Genomic DNA, 17,849 nt, shown 5'->3' on the forward strand with positions numbered 1-17,849 from the left:
CCGCGGCCAGCCGTAGCCCCGGCCGCGGTGCCGCGTACAGGACGCCTCAGCCCCGCGCGAGCTACTCCTTCATCTTCTCCAGCGTCGCCCCGGCGCTCTTCTTGAGCAGCTCGGTGGCTTCCTCGGGCGTCTTGGCCGAGGCGCTGGACGAGGACGACACATACTGCGACCAGGTCGACTGATAGGTCATCCAACCGTCCCGCACGGCGAGGATCACATAGGCGCCGGTGTTGGAGCTGCTGCTGTTGTTCTGCTTCACCACATACGCCTCGTCGCCCAGCCCGCTGACCGGGCTCACGTCGTAGCTGTAGGTGGACGTCTTCTGGTCCTCGTACGACCGGTACTGGGCCTCGAACTCCGGCCCGGGGTTGGTCTTCTTGTGCAGCGAGGCGGTGGTGTAGAGCCAGACCGAGGAGTAGTCGCTGCTGCTCGAGCCGCTCGGCTCGAAGTCGACATTGCAGGTCATCGAGTCCAGCGCGACGTTCTCGGAGCTGCTGTGCTGCGGGTTCGACGACGAGGTCGACGTCGACCCGCTCTCGTCCTTCTGCTCGTACCCGGCGTCCTCGAAGGGCTGGGTATCCGTCGGGGTGCACAGATTGGTCCAGTAGCGGTAGCCCGCGAGATCGGCCTTCGTCTCGTCCTCGAACCCTCCGGTGGCGAACAGCACCCCGGCCCAGACCGCCGAGGCGACGACGGCCCCGCCAAGCCCCCACAGCCAGCCCTTGCCGCCGCCCCCGCCTCCGGAGCCGGTGGGCGGCGCCCCGGGTGGCATGCCCATCGGCCCGTACCCACCGCCCAGGGGGATGGACGGCATCGTCGGCTGGGCGTACGCGTACGGATGGTGCTGGGGTGGCTGGGGCTGAGGTGGCACCTGACCGTACGGTCCGGGCGGCGGGCTCTGCTGCGGTCCCTGCGGTGATTCCTGGCGCCCCTGCGACAGAATCTCCGGCGGGCTCTGCGGCGGGCTTTGCGGCGCACTCTGCTGAGGGCCCTGCGGAGGGTTCTGCGGTGGGCTCTGCTGAGGTGGCTGAGGGGGTTGGGGCGGCTGCGGCGGGCCGTACGGATTGGGTGTTTCCCCCGGTGTCGACATGACGTGAACATACCCGAATTAACCGCGAAAGCCCCGCCCTGTCCTTGGGGAAAGGACAGGGCGGGGCCTTCGTGTCGATCGAGTGCGCCGCACCCGCGTGGCGAACGCAGGCCGCGTGCGGCGCGGTGCCGCTGAGAGAGCCGAAGAAGCTCTCGGCTGCCGGTCGGAGCGGGTGAGAGGGACCGCTGTGCCCAAACCGGCGGCGGGGTGGGGCGGTGTGCCCCGGAAGGGTCAGCCTTCGAGACCGGCCGGGAGGGTGTCAGCCCTTGAGGCCGGCGACCTGCTGGGCGATCGCCGACTTCTTGTTGGCGGCGTTGTTCTTGTGCAGAACACCCTTGCTGACGGCCTTGTCGAGCTTGCGCGCGGCGGCGCGGGCGGCTTCGGTGGCCTTCTCGGCGTCACCGGCGGCCACGGCCTCGCGGGTGCGGCGGATGGCGGTCTTCAGCTCGGACTTGACCGCCTTGTTGCGCTGGCGCGCCTTCTCGTTCGTCTTGTTCCGCTTGATCTGGGACTTGATGTTCGCCACGTAGAAAGCCTTCGCAGGTTCGTTGGGTTTCGCTTGCTTCGGTGTGCGTCCGTGCCCGTGGAGGTGTCCACCCGTGGAGGTGTCCATGAGAGTCCATGGAGCCGTCCGTCAGCGAGGGGCACGAGACACAGTCGGCCAGGTTACCAGCAGGGTCCATGGCGTCCCAAACCCGGAAGAGGTCGCCATTCATGGGACCATGGACGGGACTGACCCATACCGATAACACCGAGTCCCGCCTAGACACAGGACCCTGCGTGCCCGCGACCCCTACCAATGTGCCGGAGCCCAGCCGTACCGATCCGGCGCTGATCCGTAACTTCTGCATCATCGCGCACATCGACCACGGCAAGTCGACGCTCGCCGACCGCATGCTCCAGCTGACCGGTGTGGTTGATCAGCGGCAGATGCGCTCGCAGTACCTCGACCGCATGGACATCGAGCGCGAACGCGGCATCACGATCAAGTCCCAGGCGGTCCGGCTGCCCTGGGCGCCGACGAAGGACGAGGGCGGCGAGCCGGCCACCCATATCCTCAACATGATCGACACCCCCGGCCATGTCGACTTCACCTATGAGGTCTCGCGCTCCCTCGCCGCCTGTGAGGGCTGCATCCTGCTGGTCGACGCGGCCCAGGGCATTGAGGCCCAGACCCTCGCCAACCTCTATCTGGCGATGGAGAACGACCTCACGATCATCCCGGTCCTCAACAAGATCGACCTGCCCGCCGCCCAGCCCGAGAAGTACGCCGCCGAGCTGGCCCACCTCATCGGCTGCGACGCCTCCGACGTGCTCAGGGTCTCCGCGAAGACCGGCGAGGGCGTGGCCGAGCTGCTGAACCGGGTCGTCGAGCTCGTTCCGTCCCCGGTGGGCGTCCATGACGCCCCCGCCCGGGCAATGATCTTCGACTCCGTCTATGACGCCTACCGGGGCGTGGTGACCTATGTGAAGGTCGTCGACGGCACGCTCAGCAAGCGCGAGCGGATCAAGATGATGTCCACCGGCGCCGCCCATGAGCTGCTGGAGATCGGCACCAACTCCCCGGAGATGACCCCCGCCGACGGGCTGTCCGTGGGCGAGGTGGGCTATCTGATCACCGGCGTGAAGGATGTCCGCCAGTCCAAGGTCGGTGACACGATCACCCAGGTCACCCGGGGTGCGCAGGAGGCTCTGGGCGGTTACAAGGACCCGAAGCCGATGGTGTTCTCGGGGCTGTATCCGCTGGACGGCTCCGACTACCCGGAGCTGCGCGAGGCGCTGGACAAGCTGCAGCTCAACGATGCCGCGCTGGTCTATGAACCGGAGACCTCGGCCGCTCTCGGCTTCGGCTTCCGCGTCGGCTTCCTCGGGCTGCTGCACCTGGAGGTCATCCGTGAGCGCCTGGAGCGCGAATTCAATCTCGATCTGATCGCCACCGCACCCAATGTGGTCTACCGGGTGGAGATGGAGGACGGCAGCGAGCACACGGTGACCAACCCCAGCGAGTTCCCCGTGGGCAAGATCGACACGGTGCACGAGCCGGTCGTCCGGGGCACCATCCTCGCCCCGAGCGAGTTCATCGGCGCGATCATGGAGCTGTGCCAGAACCGCCGCGGGGTGCTGCTCGGCATGGACTACCTCTCCGAGGACCGGGTCGAGATCCGCTACACCCTGCCGCTGGCCGAGGTCGTCTTCGACTTCTTCGACCAGCTGAAGTCCAAGACCCGTGGCTATGCCTCGCTGGACTACGAGCCCACCGGTGAGCAGACCTCGGACCTGGTCAAGGTCGACATCCTGCTGCACGGCGACAAGGTGGACGCGTTCTCGGCGATCACCCACAAGGACAAGGCGTACGCGTACGGCGTCCGGCTCGTCGCCAAGCTGCGCGAGCTCATCCCGCGGCAGAACTTCGAGGTGCCCATCCAGGCGGCCATCGGCTCCCGGGTCATCGCCCGTGAGACGGTCCGTGCCATCCGTAAGGACGTCCTCGCCAAGTGCTACGGCGGTGACATCTCCCGTAAGCGGAAGCTGCTGGAGAAGCAGAAGGAGGGCAAGAAGCGGATGAAGATGGTCGGCAACGTGGAGGTCCCGCAGGAGGCCTTCATCGCGGTGCTGTCCTCCGACTCCGACGGTAAGGACGCCAAGGCGAAGAAGTAGCGGCCGCCCCGGGCAGGCGCGGAGCCCTGTCGGGGGTGAGGGCGGAGCCCACGGAACGCGTGTGGTCAGCGGGCCTGGCGTGAAGGTTGCGCCGGGCCTGCTGTGTGTGGGGGAACCTCTTGGCCATCTCGTGAGAACAACGTGACGCGGACCCCTTACGCCGTAAGGATTCGGCCCCTACTCTGATCACCACTCGAAGGTTACTCGCGAGTCAACAAGCAATGAGGCGGGCCCCGGAGGATGCCGTGACCGACACACAGATCTTGCTCGAGAACCGGCCGCCGTCTTTGGCGACGCACTTCCTCCAGCGCGTCGAGGCGACACCGGACGGGGAGGCGTACCGCTATCCGGTGCCTCCCGCCTCGGGCACCGGCCCCGACGACTGGCGGCCGCTGACCTGGCGGGAAAGCGCGGATCGGGTCTTCGCCATCGCCGCCGGGCTGATTGAACTGGGCATCCGCCCCGAGGAGCGGGTGGCGCTGGCCTCCTCGACCCGCGTCGAGTGGATCCTGGCCGACCTCGGCGTGCTGTGCGCGGGCGCGGCCACCACCACGGTCTATCCGACCACCAACGCCGACGAGACCTCCTTCATCCTCTCCGACTCCGGCAGCCGGGTGCTGATCGCCGAGGACGCGACGCAGCTCGCCAAGGTGCGGGCGCAGCGCGATGAACTTCCCGAGCTTGCCCATGTGGTGGTGATCGAGGCCGGGGACGCGGTTCCCGCCGAGGAGGACCCCGAGGGCTGGGTGCTCTCGCTCGCCGAGCTGGAGAAGCGGGGCGCGGCCCGTCTGGAGCGCGAGCCGGGCGTCGTACGGGAGCGGATGGACGCCCTGCGCGGCGATCAGCTGGCGACGCTCATCTACACCTCCGGTACCACTGGGCGTCCCAAGGGCGTACGGCTGGCGCATGACTCCTGGTCGTACATGGCCATTGTGATCGGTACCCAGGACGGGCTGCTCTTCCCCGACGATGTGCAGTACCTGTGGCTGCCGCTCGCGCATGTCTTCGGCAAGGTGCTGACGGCGGGGCAGATCTACGTCGGCCACACCACGGCGGTGGACGGCCGGGTCGACAAGATCATCGACAATCTGCCGGTGGTCCGGCCGACCTATATGTGCGCCGTGCCGCGGATCTTCGAGAAGGTCTACAACGGGGTGGCCCAGCGGGCGCGCGAGGGCGGCGGCGCCAAGTACAAGATTTTCCAGTGGGCCGTCGAGGTCGCCCGGGAGTACGCCAAGACCTCGCAGGACACCTTCCGCCGCACCGGCACCGCCTCCGTGCCCTTCGGCCTCAAGGCCCAGCACGCGGTGGCCGACAAGCTGGTCTACGGCAAGCTGCGCGAGGCGTTCGGCGGCCGGCTGCGGGCCGCGGTGTCCGGCTCCGCCGCGCTCGCCCCCGACATCGGCTACTTCTTCGCGGGCGCCGGGATCAACATCCTGGAGGGCTACGGCCTGACCGAGTCCAGCGCCGCCAGCTTCCTCAACCCGGCGGACTACCGCACGGGCACGGTCGGCAAGGCGTTCCCCGGCCTGGAGGTGCGGTTCGCCGACGACGGCGAGGTGCTGCTGCGCGGACCCGGCATCATGCAGGGCTACCACGGGCTGCCGGAGCTGACCGAGCAGGTGCTGGAGTCCGACGGCTGGTTCCACACCGGGGACATCGGCGAGCTGTCCCCCGACGGCTATCTGCGGATCACCGACCGCAAGAAGGACCTGATCAAGACCTCGGGCGGCAAGTACGTCGCCCCGGCGGAGGTCGAGGGCCAGTTCAAGGCGGTGTGCCCGTTCGTCTCCAACATCCTGGTGCACGGCGCCGACCGCAACTACTGCACCGCGCTGATCGCCCTCGACGAGCCGACCATCATGAAGTGGGCGGCCGAGCACGGCCTCGGGGGCAAGTCCTACGCGGAGGTCGTGGCCACCGAGGAGACGCGGAAGCTGATCGAGAGCTATGTGCTCCAGCTCAACGAGGGGCTGCAGCGCTGGCAGACGATCAAGAAGTTCCGGCTGCTGCCGCGCGATCTCGACGTGGAACACGGGGAGTTGACGCCCAGTCTGAAGCTGAAGCGGCCGGTGGTCGAGCGTGAGTACAAGGCTCTGATCGAGGACATGTACGCGGGCACGCGGGAGGTTTAACGGGCAAGCATACGACCCCGCACCGGATTTCAGGTTGACCGGCCCGCCGGACACATGAATTTTCCCCTTATCGCGGTTCACTTGCGTAACCCGGTGCATATGAGGACGCTCCGTCTGTCACTCTGTCCGTGCCGGATACGGTTACGGATACGGCGTTATGACGGAGCTTCTTCAGGAGCCGCACAGTGGGGACGTCATCTTCTGCCACTTCTGGTGGGTCGGTTGAGGGCGGTGGGGTTGTTCTACCGGTCGGGGGTGGGGTTGGCCCCGTTCGTACCAGTGCCTCGGCACGCGTCAGCCTGCCCGGCACTCCGCTCGCGGCCTCGGCCGCCCGCCGGTTCGTCCGTGCCGCCCTCGCCGACTGGGCCGCGCTCGAGGTCCCGGCCGCCGACCGGGTCACCGACCGGGTCGCGGACGAGGCCATACTGCTGGTGAGCGAGCTGGTCACCAACGCGGTGGTGCACGCCGGCACCGCCGTCGAGGTGAGCTGTGCGCTCGATGTGTCGGACCGCGAGGGCGAACCGCCGTCCCTGGTGGTGGAGGTGACCGATCACCATCCCACCCGGGTGGTGCGCGGCGATCCGCCGGATCCGGACGAGCGGCCGGAGTGCGCCGGTGGCCACGGACTGCGGCTGGTGGCCGAGATCGCCGAGTCCTGGGGGACGACCTACCGGCGGGCGACCAAGTCGGTGTGGTTCCAGATGGCGGTGGCGCCCACGGGCGCGGCCACCACGGGGGCGGGCGCCATGGGCTCGGCCTTCATGGACGCCGCGGCCGCCATGGACCCGGCGGCCGCCACCGTGGCCGAGCCCGAGGGCGGGTTCGGCGCGGGCGCCGTCCGCGAGGGCCTGGGCCCCGTCCCCGAGGGCGCGGGAGTCGTCTGTGAAGGCCGTAAGGAGGCCGTCGAGATCGTCGCGCCCGCGCCGGGCCGCGCCCCCGTCCGCGTGGACCCCGACTGGATCCAGCGCGGCGCGCTCTCCTTCCTCGCCGAGGCGTCCGACCTGCTGGCCGGGCAGTTCGACGAGGACATGGTGACCTCGCTGGCCGGACAGCTGCTGGTGCCCCGGCTCGCCGACTGGTGCGCGATCTGGCTCGACTCCACGAGCGGCCCGCCGCGGCTGGCCCGGGTCTGGCACGCCAGCGAGGGGCGCATCGAGGGCCTGCGGCGGGTGCTGGAGAAGGAGCCGCCCCAGGTGCCCGCCGCCGTCCGCGGCAGCGCCGTGGAGTGGCCCTGGCCGGCCGACCCCGCGGCGTACGGGCCCGGCGGCGCGGCCCTCGCCTGCCGGCTGGTCGCGGGCGGCCGCGCGCTCGGCACGCTGCTGCTCGGGCGGGCCGGGCTGGTGCGGATGCCGGCCGAAGCGGTCGGCCTGGTCGAGGACTTCGCCCGCCGCGTCGCCCTGGCGCTCGCCTCCGCCCGCCGCTACACCCGGCAGGCGACCATCAGCCGGGTGCTGCAGCGCGGGCTGCTGCCGTCCGTCATCCCGCGCATCCCCGGCGTCGAGTCGGCGGTCGTGTACGAGCCGACCGGCGACATCTCGGCCGGGGGCGACTTCTACGACGTCTTCCCGGCCGGTGACGGCCGCTGGTGCTTCGTCCTGGGCGACGTCTGCGGAAACGGCCCGGAGGCGGCCGTGGTGACCGGCCTCGTCCGGCCCTGGCTGCGGCTGCTCGCCCGCGAGGGATACGGCGTGGGAGAGGTCCTGGACCGGCTCAACCAGCTCCTGGGCGAGGAGGCGGTGGAACAGGCGGTCGAGGGCGCCGCGGAGGCCGTGGCGGCCGGTGTGGAGGCCGTGGGAGGCCCCGCCGGGGTCGTGGAGCTGATGGACGGCGGCCTGGTCGGCACGGGCCTCCCGGCCGGCGGCGGGGTCGCGCGGTTCCTGTCGCTGCTGTACGGGGAGCTGGAGCCGCTGGGCGAGGGCGAAGGGGTGCGTTGCACGCTGGCCAGCGCGGGGCATCCGCTGCCGCTGGTGCTGCGGCCCGAGGGCGAGGTGCGGACCGTCGCGGCGCCGCAGATACTGCTGGGCGTTGTGGACGATGTGACGTACGAGAGTGAATCGTTCGATCTGGCGCCCGGGGAAACGCTGCTCTGTGTGACGGACGGGGTGACGGAGCACCGATCCGGCGACCGGCAGTTCGACGACGAGGACGGTCTGGCGGCGGCGTTCGCGCTGTGCGCGGGGCTGAGCGCGCGGGAGGTCGCGGAGCGGGTGCGGCAGGCGGTGGACGAGTTCGCGGCGGAGCCTCCGGACGACGATCTGGCGATGCTGGTCCTGAAGGTGGTCTAGGCGGGTCTAGGCGCCGTCCGGCGAGGCCCCGCCGGACGGGCCCGGGCGGGGCCCCGCGCCTCGTGGTCCTGGGTCGCGCGGGCCGTGACGGACAATGGGGGCATGCCTTCCGTACTGCCAGATGGTGAGCCCATGCCCGAGGACGGCGCACTGCCCGCGACCGCTTTGGCGGGGGCGGAGCGGCGGCCGCTGGGGTTCTATCTGCATGTGCCGTACTGCGCCAGCCGCTGCGGCTACTGCGACTTCAACACCTACACCGCCAGTGAGCTGCGCGGCTCCGGCGGTGTGCTCGCCTCGCGGGACAACTACGCCGAGCAGGTCGTCGAGGAGGTGCGGCTGGCGCGGAAGGTGCTGGGCGACGACCCGCGGCCCGTGGAGACCGTCTTCGTCGGCGGCGGGACCCCGACCCTGCTCGCCGCGGCGGACCTCGGGCGGATGCTCGGGGCGATCCGGGAGGAGTTCGGGCTGGCCGAGGGCGTCGAGGTCACGACCGAGGCGAATCCGGAGTCGGTCGATCCGCGCTATCTGGCGGAGCTGCGGGAGGCGGGTTTCAACCGGATCTCCTTCGGGATGCAGAGCGCCCGGCAGCACGTCCTGAAGGTGCTGGACCGCACCCATACCCCCGGGCGGCCGGAGGCCTGCGTGGCCGAGGCGCGGGCGGCCGGGTTCGACCATGTGAACCTGGACCTGATCTACGGGACGCCGGGGGAGAGCGACGCGGACTGGCGGGCCTCCCTGGAGGCGGCGCTCGGGGCGGGGCCGGACCATGTGTCGGCGTATGCGCTGATCGTGGAGGAGGGCACCCAGCTGGCGCGGCGGATCCGACGCGGCGAGGTTCCGATGACCGACGACGATGTGCACGCGGACCGCTATCTGATCGCCGAGGAGATCCTTTCGGCCGCCGGCTTCGCCTGGTACGAGGTCTCCAACTGGGCCACCTCGCCCGCCGGCCGCTGCCGGCACAACGAGCTGTACTGGCGCGGCGCCGACTGGTGGGGCGCCGGCCCCGGCGCGCACAGCCATGTGGGCGGCGTGCGGTGGTGGAACGTGAAGCACCCCGGGGCGTACGCACAGGCCCTCGGCGAGGGCAGGTCGCCCGGCGCCGGCCGGGAGCTGCTGACCGCCGAGGAGCGCCGGGTGGAGCGGATCCTGCTGGAGCTGCGGCTGGTCGAGGGCTGCCCGCTGGAGCTGCTGCGCCCGGCCGGGGCGGCGGCCGCGGCACGGGCGCTGGAGGACGGCCTGCTGGACCCGGAGCCGTACGGACGGGGGCGGGCCGTGCTCACGCTGCGCGGGCGGCTGCTGGCGGACGCGGTGGTGCGCGACCTGGTCGACTGAGACGGGAGCCGTCAGCCCAGCGGGGCCGTCACGAAGTCGATCAGCTCCTCCACCCGCCCCAGGAGCTCCGGCTGGAGGTCCTTGTAGGAGTGGACCGAGGACAGGATCCGCTGCCAGGCGGCCCCGGTGTTCTCCGGCCAGCCCAGGGCGCGGCAGACGCCCTTCTTCCAGTCCTGGCCGTGCGGCACCGTCGGCCAGGCCGGGATGCCGACGGAGGACGGCTTCACGGCCTCCCAGATGTCGATGTAGGGGTGGCCGAGGACCAGCACATGCTCGCCGGTGACCTGTGCGGCGATCCGGGACTCCTTGGAGCCCGTGACCAGATGGTCGACGAGGACGCCGAGCCGGGCGTCCGGGCCGGGGGAGAAGTCGTCGACGATGGCGGGCAGGTCGTCGACGCCCTCCAGGTACTCCACGACGACGCCCTCGATGCGCAGATCGTCGCCCCAGACCCGCTCCACCAGCTCCGCGTCATGGCGCCCCTCGACATAGATGCGCCCCGCGCGGGCGACCCTCGCGCGCGCTCCCGGAACGGCGATCGACCCCGAGGCGGTGCGCTGGGGCGCGCTGGGGGCCGCCGCGCGCGGGCGTACGAGGGTGACGACACGCCCTTCGAGCAGAAAACCGCGCGGCTCCATGGGGAAGACGCGATGTTTGCCGAAGCGGTCCTCCAGAGTGACCGTGGGGCCCTGGGCGGTCTTCTCGCAGCGGATCACGGCGCCGCAGAAGCCGGTGGTGACCTCCTCCACGACGAGGTCCGGTTCGGCGGGGACCTCGGGGGCGGGCCGCTGCCGCTTCCAGGGCGGGGTCAGGTCCGGGTCGTACTGTCGCATCCGGATGACGATAGCGCGCGACGGCCGCCCGCTCCGGTCGTGCGGACGACTAGGTGGACGCCTAGGGAGCGCCCAGTTGGGCCACCGGGTGAACGCCCGGAGGGAGGGCTGGGCGGACGCCTAGCGGGACACGCCGAAGCGGGCCGCCAATTCATCACGTTGGGCGCGCACGAACCCGGCGTCCACGACCGAGCCGTGCCCCGGGACGTACCGCGCGTCCGGGCCGCCGAGGGCGAGCAGCCGGTCGAGGGCGGCGGGCCAGCGGCCGGGGATCGCGTCGGGCCCGGCCTGCGGCGTGCCGGACTCCTCCACCAGATCGCCGCAGAAGACCACCTCGGGCCGGCCGGGCACCAGAACGGCCAGGTCATGGGCGGTGTGGCCGGGCCCCACATTGGCCAGCAGCACCTGCCGGTCACCCAGGTCCAAGGTGAGCTCCCCGGAGACCAGGTGGTGCGGGCCCACCAGATGGTCCACGGCCTCGGTGGCGGCGTCGCGGTCCACCCCGTGGCGCATCGCGTCCTCGCGCAGTGCCTCCCGCTCCCGGCGCAGCAGCTCGTCCATGCCCGTGGCCCCGTACACCTGGCAGCCCGCGAAGGCGGCCGAGCCCAGGACGTGGTCGAAGTGCGGATGGGTGAGCGCGATCCGGGTGGGGCGGCGGCCGGTCAGCCGGGTGATCTCGGCGCGCAGCTCGGCCCCGGCGCGCAGGGTCGCGCCGGTGTCCACGACGAGGATGTCGGTCCGGCCGACGACCACGCCGACCGTCTCGTCCCACTCCGGCAGCCGACGGCGGGCCACACCGGGCGCGAGCCGCTCCCAGCCTGCCTCTTCCCAACACGTCTCCATACCGCGACGCTAGCTCAACGGGGATGGGGGAGAGTTGCTGCCAGCGGCGGCTCTTGCCCATGCCACCGCACCCCGCCGTACACTGGCGGAGGGGTTCTGGCACTCGTGCCCGGTGAGTGCCAGGCGGACGACCTGATGAGACCGCTGGACTGGAGGTGCGCGGGGTGCTCAGCGAACGCAGACTCGAGGTGCTGCGTGCCATTGTCCAGGACTATGTGGGGACGGAGGAGCCGGTCGGCTCCAAGGCGCTCACCGAGCGGCACCGGCTGGGGGTCTCCCCGGCCACGGTGCGTAATGACATGGCCGCTCTGGAGGACGAGGGGTTCATCGCCCAGCCGCATACGAGCGCCGGGCGGATCCCCACCGACAAGGGCTATCGCCTCTTCGTGGACAAGCTGGCGGGAGTGAAGCCGCTGTCCAGCCCGGAGCGGCGGGCCATTCAGAACTTCCTGGACGGCGCGGTCGACCTCGATGACGTGGTGGGCCGCACGGTCCGGCTGCTGGCGCAGCTGACCCGGCAGGTGGCGGTGGTGCAGTATCCGTCGCTGACCCGCTCGACGGTGCGCCATGTGGAGCTGCTGCCGCTGGCCACGGCCCGGGTGATGCTGGTGCTGATCACGGACACCGGCCGGGTGGAGCAGCGCATGGTGGACTGCCCCACTCCGATCACCGAGGACTCGCTGGCCGATCTGCGCGCCCGGCTCAACAGCCGGGTCGTGGGTCGGCGTTTCGCGGATGTGCCGCAGTTGGTGCAGGATCTTCCGGAGTCCTTCGAACAGGAGGACCGGGGGACCGTCTCGATCGTGCTGTCGACCTTGCTCGAGACGCTGGTGGAGGAGACCGAGGAGCGGCTGATGATCGGCGGCACCGCGAACCTCACGCGTTTCGTGCATGATTTCCCCCTGACGATCCGGCCCGTCCTGGAGGCACTCGAGGAGCATGTCGTCCTCCTCAAGTTGCTGGGCGAGGCCAAGGACTCGGGTATGACCGTGCGGATCGGGCATGAGAATGCTCACGAGGGGCTCAACGCCACCTCGGTCGTCGCGGTCGGCTACGGTTCCGGCGACGAGGCGGTCGCCAAACTCGGCGTGGTCGGACCGACCCGCATGGACTACCCCGGAACGATGGGAGCGGTACGCGCAGTGGCACGTTACGTCGGACAGATCCTGGCGGAGTCGTAAGTGGCGACGGACTACTACGCAGTCCTGGGCGTGCCGCGTGATGCCTCGCAGGACCAGATCAAGAAGGCATTCCGCCGGCTCGCACGCGAGCTGCATCCGGATGTGAACCCGGATCCGAAGACCCAGGAGCGGTTCAAGGAGATCAACGCCGCTTACGAGGTCTTGTCGGACCCACAGAAGAAGCAGGTCTACGACCTGGGCGGGGACCCGATGTCCGGGGCCGGCGGCGGTGGCGCCGGAGGCTTCGGCGGGGGCTTCGGCAACTTCTCCGACATCATGGACGCGTTCTTCGGCACCGCCTCGCAGCGCGGTCCGCGCTCCCGGACCCGGCGCGGTCAGGACGCGATGATCCGTCTGGACGTGGAGCTCAACGAGGCCGCGTTCGGGACCACCAAGGACATTCAGGTCGACACCGCGGTCGTCTGCACCACGTGCAGCGGCGAGGGCGCGGCGCCGGGCACCTCGGCGCAGACCTGTGACATGTGCCGTGGCCGCGGTGAGGTCTCCCAGGTGACGCGGTCCTTCCTGGGCCAGGTCATGACCTCGCGGCCGTGCCCCCAGTGCCAGGGCTTCGGCACCGTGGTGCCGACCCCGTGCCCGGAGTGCGCGGGCGACGGCCGGATCCGCTCGCGGCGCACCCTGACCGTGAAGATCCCCGCCGGTGTGGACAACGGCACCAGGATCCAGCTGGCCGGTGAGGGCGAGGTCGGACCGGGCGGCGGCCCGGCGGGCGACCTGTATGTGGAGATCCACGAGGTCCCGCACCCGGTCTTCCAGCGGCGCGGCGACGATATGCACTGCACGGTGACCATCCCGATGACGGCGGCGTCGCTGGGCACCAAGGTGCCGCTGGAGACGCTGGACGGCCTGGAGGAGGTCGACATCCGGCCCGGCACCCAGTCCGGCCAGTCGATCCCGCTGCACCAGCGCGGCGTCACCCATCTGCGGGGCGGCGGCCGGGGCGACCTGATCGTGCATGTCGAGGTGACCACCCCGACCAAGCTCGACCCGGAGCAGGAGGAGCTGCTGCGGCGGCTGTCCAAGCTGCGCGGCGAGGAGCGCCCGGTCGGCGAATTCAAGCCCGGGCAGCAGGGGCTGTTCTCGCGGCTGAAGGACGCGTTCAACGGACGGTGATCCGGTGGTGAGCCCTTGTGGAGGGCATGGCACGATGTGGCCATGTCCTCCGCGCTGACCGATCTTTACCGGTACCCGATCGTGCAGGCGCCGATGGCGGGTGGAGCCTCCTGCCCGCAGCTCGCCGCCACTGTCTCCGAGGCCGGTGGCCTCGGTTTCCTCGCTGCCGGCTACAAGACGCCGGAAGCGATGTATGAGGAGATCAAACAGCTGCGAGGGCTGACCGGTCGGCACTTCGGTGTCAATCTGTTCATGCCGCAGCCGGCCAACGCCGACACGGCCGCCGTCGGGGCCTACCGGGCGCGCCTCACGGGCGAGGCGGCCTGGTACGAGACCCCGCTGGGCGACCCGGACGCGGGCACGGACGACGCGTACGACGCCAAGCTCGCCGTGCTCCTCGACAACCCCGTTCCGGTCGTCTCGTTCACCTTCGGCTGCCCGACCCGTGCCGTCCTCGACGCCTTCGCCCAGGCCGGTACCCGCACGATCGTGACCGTGACCTCGCCCGTCGAGGCGCAGACCGCCCAGTGGGCGGGCGCCGACGCGGTCTGTGTGCAGGGCGTGGAGGCCGGCGGCCACCAGGGCACGTACAGCAATGACCCGGCCGTCGACGGGATGGGCGCCGGGCTCGGCCTGCTGTCGCTGATCACGCTGGTCCGTGAGTACGTCCAGATCCCGATCATCGCGGCGGGCGGGATCATGCGCGGTTCGCAGATCGCCTCGGCGCTGGCCGCGGGCGCGGTCGCGGCCCAGCTGGGGACCGCGTTCCTGGTGTGCCCAGAGTCCGGGGCGAACGCCCTGCACAAGCAGGCGATGACGGATCCGCTGTTCGGCCGGACCGAGCTGACCCGCGCCTTCTCCGGCCGCCCGGCCCGGGGCCTGGTCAACCGCTTCATGCGCGAGCACGGCCCGCACGCGCCCGCCGCCTACCCCCAGCTGCACCACATGACGTCCGGCCTCCGTAAGGCGGCCGCCAAGGCGGGCGATCCGCAGGGCATGGCGCTGTGGGCCGGGCAGGGGCACCGGCTGGCGCGCGAACTGCCCGCCGCCCAGTTGGTGGAGACGCTCGCGGTGGAACTCGACGCCGCGCGGTCCGAGTTGGGCCTTCAGGTCCAGCGGGGTGCGGTGTCGTGACCGCCCCGGTGTTCGTGGCCGACTCCCTGACGGGCGCGGCCGCGGGGGCCCGGGTCCGGCTGGAGGGCCCGGAGGGGCGCCACGCGGTGTCCGTGAGGCGGCTGCGGGTCGGTGAGCCCGTGGTGCTGACGGACGGCCACGGTACGGGCGTCCAGGGCACCGTGGCGGCCGTCGAGGGCAAGGACCGGCTGGAGATCGCGGTGGACGAGGTGCGCCGGGAGGCGGCCCCGGACCCGAGGATCACCGTCGTCCAGGCGCTGCCCAAGGGCGACCGCGGCGAGCTGGCGGTGGAGACCATGACGGAGACCGGCGTGGACGCCGTCGTTCCGTGGTCGGCGTCCCGCTGCATCACCCAGTGGAAGGGCGAGCGCGGCCTCAAGGCGCTCGGCAAGTGGCGGTCGACCGCGCGTGAGGCGGGCAAGCAGTCCCGCCGGCTGACCTTCCCCGAGGTCACGGACGCGATGACGACCAAGCAGGTGGCCCGGCTTCTCGCCGAAGCCGCGTTCGCGGCCGTGCTCCACGAGGAGGGCGGGGAGCCGCTCGCGGCGGCCCAACTGCCCGCGAGTGGTGAGATCGTGCTGGTCGTCGGGCCCGAAGGGGGCGTGTCCCCCGAGGAGTTGGCGGCCTTCGCCGAGGCGGGCGCGCGGCCGTACCGGCTGGGCCCGAGCGTGCTGCGCACCTCCACGGCCGGAACGGCGGCCGCCGCGCTGCTGCTCGGCCGCACCGGCCGCTGGGGATGAGAGACGCCTCCCTGAGCCGAGAGGCCCCCTCCGGGGTCTGTTCGCGCTTCTGTGCCCCCGTACCTGGCCGAGGACGGCCTTCCGCTGCGCGTCGGCCGATGGGAACCTATCCCCTATGGGGGTATTGAGTCAGGCAAGACGGGGACGGGCGCTCTTGTCCGTCGCGGCCCTCGGCGCGGCGGTCGCGGTGACGGCGTGTGAGCCGACGGGCGGCGGCATCAGCTCCGTGACGGTCGCGATCACCACGGACCAGGTCGTCACGGAGGCGCTGGAGCGGGGCGGTGTCGGCGTCCGCTGGATGAGCTGCAACGCCGAGTTCAAGAACGGCCATACGGCCGGTGCTTCGCCCTCGCGGAGCGAGCGGTCCGGGGAGACCGACGCACGGGTGGACTGCCACGGCAGGACCGACAGCGACAAGGACATCAGGATCAAGGGCCGGGTGACCTACGTACGGGCGGACCACTGCGTCCGGGGCGATGTGACCGGCGAGGTGGACGGCCGGAAGGTCTTCCGGGCGCAGGTGATCGGGGAGTGCCGGGGCGGCGGCCCGGACACCGACAGTCCCCGGCCGACCTTCAGCCACTCGTCGGACCGCCCGAGCACGCAGAGCCCGCAGCCGACCCGTAGTCACCCGTGGGACCACCGGACCACCGACGTCCCCCAGCCGACCCGCAGTCACCCGTGGGACCGCCCGAGCACCGAGAACCCCCAGCCGACCCGCAGCCACCCCGGGGACCAGCCGGCCACCGAGGGCGGCGCCGGGCAGGCCGGTACCGGGGACAGCGCCGGTAAGGGCGGCATCGAGGGCGGCGGTCAGGGCGAATAGGCCGCGATCTCTCCCGCCGGCAGGGGCTCCCGGTACCATCCGGACCGTATGTGCCGACGATCCGTAAGGAGCCACCGGTGGCGGGAGAACCGCAGGCCGACTGCCTGTTCTGCAAGATTGTCTCGGGGGAGGTGCCGGCCACCGTCGTCCGCGATACGGACACCACCGTCGCCTTCCGCGACATAAACCCCCAGGCGCCCACGCACATCCTGGTGATCCCCAAGGTGCACTACCCGGACGCGGCCTCCCTCGCGGCGGCCGAACCGCAGATCGCCGCCGATGTGCTGCGCGAGGCGGGCTCGGTCGCGGTCGATGAGAAGCTCGTCGAGACGGGCTACCGCGTGGTGTTCAACACCGGCTCCGGCGCCGGCCAGACCGTCTTCCACGCCCATGCCCACGTCCTGGGCGGCCGCGGGCTCAACTGGCCCCCCGGATAACCCTTGTCCGCACGGGAACTGATCGTCCTCGGCACCGCCAGCCAGGTGCCGACCCGGCACCGCAACCACAACGGCTATCTGCTGCGCTGGGACGGCGAGGGCCTGCTGTTCGACCCCGGCGAGGGCACCCAGCGCCAGATGCTGCGGGCCGGGGTCGCCGCCCATGACATCGACCGGATCTGCGTCACGCATTTCCACGGGGATCACTCCCTGGGCCTGGCCGGGGTGATCCAGCGGATCAACCTCGACCGGGTGCCGCACCCGGTGACCGCCCACTACCCGGCGAGCGGACAGCGGTTCTTCGAGCGGCTGCGGTACGCGACCGCCTACCGCGAGACGGTGGCGCTCACCGAGGAGCCGGTCGCCGGTGACGGCGCGGTGCTGGCCCGCACCCCCGCGTACACGCTGGAGGCGGCCCGGCTCTCGCACCCCGTCGAGTCCTACGGCTATCGCCTGATCGAACCGGACGGCCGCAGGATGCTGCCCGAGCGCCTCGCCGCGCTCGGCGTCCGCGGCCCGGACATCGGCCGGCTGCAGCGGGATCGGGCGCTGGAGATCGAGGGGCGTACGGTCACGCTCGAAGAGGTCAGCGAGGTGCGTCGGGGGCAGCGCTTCGCGTTCATCATGGACACCCGGCTGTGCGACGGCGTCTCCGAGCTGGCGCAGGGGTGCGATCTGCTGGTCATCGAGTCGACCTTCCTGGACGAGGAGGAGGCGCTGGCCGTCGAGTACGGGCATCTGACCGCCGGGCAGGCGGCCCGGGTCGCGGCCGGGGCGGGGGCGCGGCATCTGGTGCTGACGCACTTCTCACAGCGCTACGGGGATCCGTCCGACTTCGAGCGCCAGGCGCGGGCCGCCGGGTTCGAGGGGGAGCTCACGGTCGCCGAGGACCTGATGACGGTGGCGCTGCCCAAACGGCGCTGAGGGCGCCGCGGCGGGGGCGCCTGGGCCCTGGGGGGTGGGTCCCGCGCCATGGCGGGGCCGCCTGGACCTGGGGGACGGTGGGTGCCCGCGCTACGGCGGGGCCGCCTGGACCTTGGGGGCGGTGGGTTGCCTGCGCCATGGCGGGGGCGTCTGTGCCCTGGGGCCGGTGGGTGTCCGCGCCATGGCGGGGGCGCCTGGGCCCTGGGGACGGTGGGTGTCCGCGCTACGGCGGGGGCGCCTGGACCTTGGGGACGGTGCGTGCCCGCGCTACGGCGGGGCCGCCCCGGCCGTGGG

15 protein-coding genes are annotated in these 17,849 nt (G+C 71.4%); 11 read left to right on the top strand and 4 right to left on the bottom strand.

Going from position 1 to position 17,849, the window contains the following annotated elements; translation table 11 throughout:
* Positions 1-61: 61 nt before the first annotated feature.
* Positions 62-871 carry a hypothetical protein gene (locus tag J8403_RS28415; protein ID WP_246586023.1) on the bottom strand — a complete coding sequence of 270 codons (810 nt, stop codon included), beginning with the start codon at positions 869-871 and terminating at the stop codon, positions 62-64.
* Between the two features lie 478 nt (positions 872-1,349).
* On the bottom strand, positions 1,350-1,616 hold the full coding sequence (gene rpsT / locus J8403_RS28420) for a 30S ribosomal protein S20 (RefSeq protein ID WP_059147918.1): 267 nt from the start codon (positions 1,614-1,616) through the stop codon (positions 1,350-1,352).
* Between the two features lie 254 nt (positions 1,617-1,870).
* Between rpsT and lepA the strand changes: the two genes are divergently transcribed.
* The 4 genes from lepA (at position 1,871) to hemW (ending at position 9,503) form a co-directional block, all read left to right on the top strand.
* Entirely contained in the window at positions 1,871-3,748 is a 1,878-nt protein-coding gene (gene lepA, locus J8403_RS28425) for a translation elongation factor 4 (protein ID WP_211125648.1), read from the top strand.
* A gap of 245 nt (positions 3,749-3,993) precedes the next feature.
* Positions 3,994-5,883 carry an AMP-dependent synthetase/ligase gene (locus J8403_RS28430; RefSeq protein ID WP_211125649.1) on the top strand — a complete coding sequence of 630 codons (1,890 nt, stop codon included), beginning with the start codon at positions 3,994-3,996 and terminating at the stop codon, positions 5,881-5,883.
* A 185-nt stretch (positions 5,884-6,068) separates the two neighbouring features.
* Entirely contained in the window at positions 6,069-8,168 is a 2,100-nt protein-coding gene (locus J8403_RS28435; RefSeq protein ID WP_211125650.1) for an ATP-binding SpoIIE family protein phosphatase, read from the top strand.
* A 102-nt stretch (positions 8,169-8,270) separates the two neighbouring features.
* Positions 8,271-9,503: a radical SAM family heme chaperone HemW gene (hemW, locus tag J8403_RS28440; protein ID WP_211125651.1), complete on the top strand. Its 1,233-nt coding sequence runs from the start codon at positions 8,271-8,273 to the stop codon at positions 9,501-9,503.
* 11 nt (positions 9,504-9,514) lie between these two features.
* Here the strand turns inward: hemW and J8403_RS28445 are convergent, their stop codons facing one another.
* Together J8403_RS28445 and J8403_RS28450 are read right to left on the bottom strand one after the other, a co-directional pair.
* Positions 9,515-10,336, bottom strand: coding sequence for a DUF3097 domain-containing protein (locus J8403_RS28445; protein WP_211125652.1), 822 nt, complete (start codon positions 10,334-10,336; stop codon positions 9,515-9,517).
* A 120-nt stretch (positions 10,337-10,456) separates the two neighbouring features.
* A complete protein-coding gene (locus J8403_RS28450; protein ID WP_211125653.1) occupies positions 10,457-11,179 on the bottom strand; it encodes an MBL fold metallo-hydrolase in 723 nt (240 codons plus the stop codon).
* A 164-nt stretch (positions 11,180-11,343) separates the two neighbouring features.
* Here J8403_RS28450 and hrcA point away from each other — a divergent pair, with 164 nt between their 5' ends.
* The 7 genes from hrcA to J8403_RS28485 all read left to right on the top strand — a co-directional run bounded on the left by hrcA (position 11,344) and on the right by J8403_RS28485 (position 17,555).
* Positions 11,344-12,360: a heat-inducible transcriptional repressor HrcA gene (gene hrcA / locus J8403_RS28455; protein ID WP_014060643.1), complete on the top strand. Its 1,017-nt coding sequence runs from the start codon at positions 11,344-11,346 to the stop codon at positions 12,358-12,360.
* Positions 12,361-13,494 (top strand): molecular chaperone DnaJ, encoded by a 1,134-nt coding sequence (gene dnaJ, locus J8403_RS28460; protein ID WP_137965723.1) that lies wholly within the window; start codon positions 12,361-12,363, stop codon positions 13,492-13,494.
* Between the two features lie 42 nt (positions 13,495-13,536).
* Positions 13,537-14,628 carry a nitronate monooxygenase gene (locus tag J8403_RS28465; RefSeq protein ID WP_211125654.1) on the top strand — a complete coding sequence of 364 codons (1,092 nt, stop codon included), beginning with the start codon at positions 13,537-13,539 and terminating at the stop codon, positions 14,626-14,628.
* Positions 14,625-15,368 (top strand): 16S rRNA (uracil(1498)-N(3))-methyltransferase, encoded by a 744-nt coding sequence (locus J8403_RS28470; protein ID WP_211125655.1) that lies wholly within the window; start codon positions 14,625-14,627, stop codon positions 15,366-15,368. Before J8403_RS28465 ends, J8403_RS28470 begins: the two co-directional genes overlap by 4 nt.
* Before the next feature lie 154 nt (positions 15,369-15,522).
* Positions 15,523-16,194, top strand: coding sequence for a hypothetical protein (locus tag J8403_RS28475; RefSeq protein ID WP_211125656.1), 672 nt, complete (start codon positions 15,523-15,525; stop codon positions 16,192-16,194).
* Positions 16,195-16,271: 77 nt separating this feature from the next.
* The gene (locus J8403_RS28480; protein ID WP_211125657.1) at positions 16,272-16,631 is read left to right on the top strand and encodes a histidine triad nucleotide-binding protein; all 360 of its coding nucleotides are present in this window, start codon (positions 16,272-16,274) and stop codon (positions 16,629-16,631) included.
* A gap of 3 nt (positions 16,632-16,634) precedes the next feature.
* Positions 16,635-17,555, top strand: a complete 921-nt coding sequence (locus tag J8403_RS28485; protein WP_211125658.1) for a ribonuclease Z — start codon at positions 16,635-16,637, stop codon at positions 17,553-17,555.
* Positions 17,556-17,849 lie beyond the last annotated feature (294 nt).

The organism is Streptomyces yatensis (assembly GCF_018069625.1).
Lineage (GTDB): Bacteria > Actinomycetota > Actinomycetes > Streptomycetales > Streptomycetaceae > Streptomyces > Streptomyces yatensis.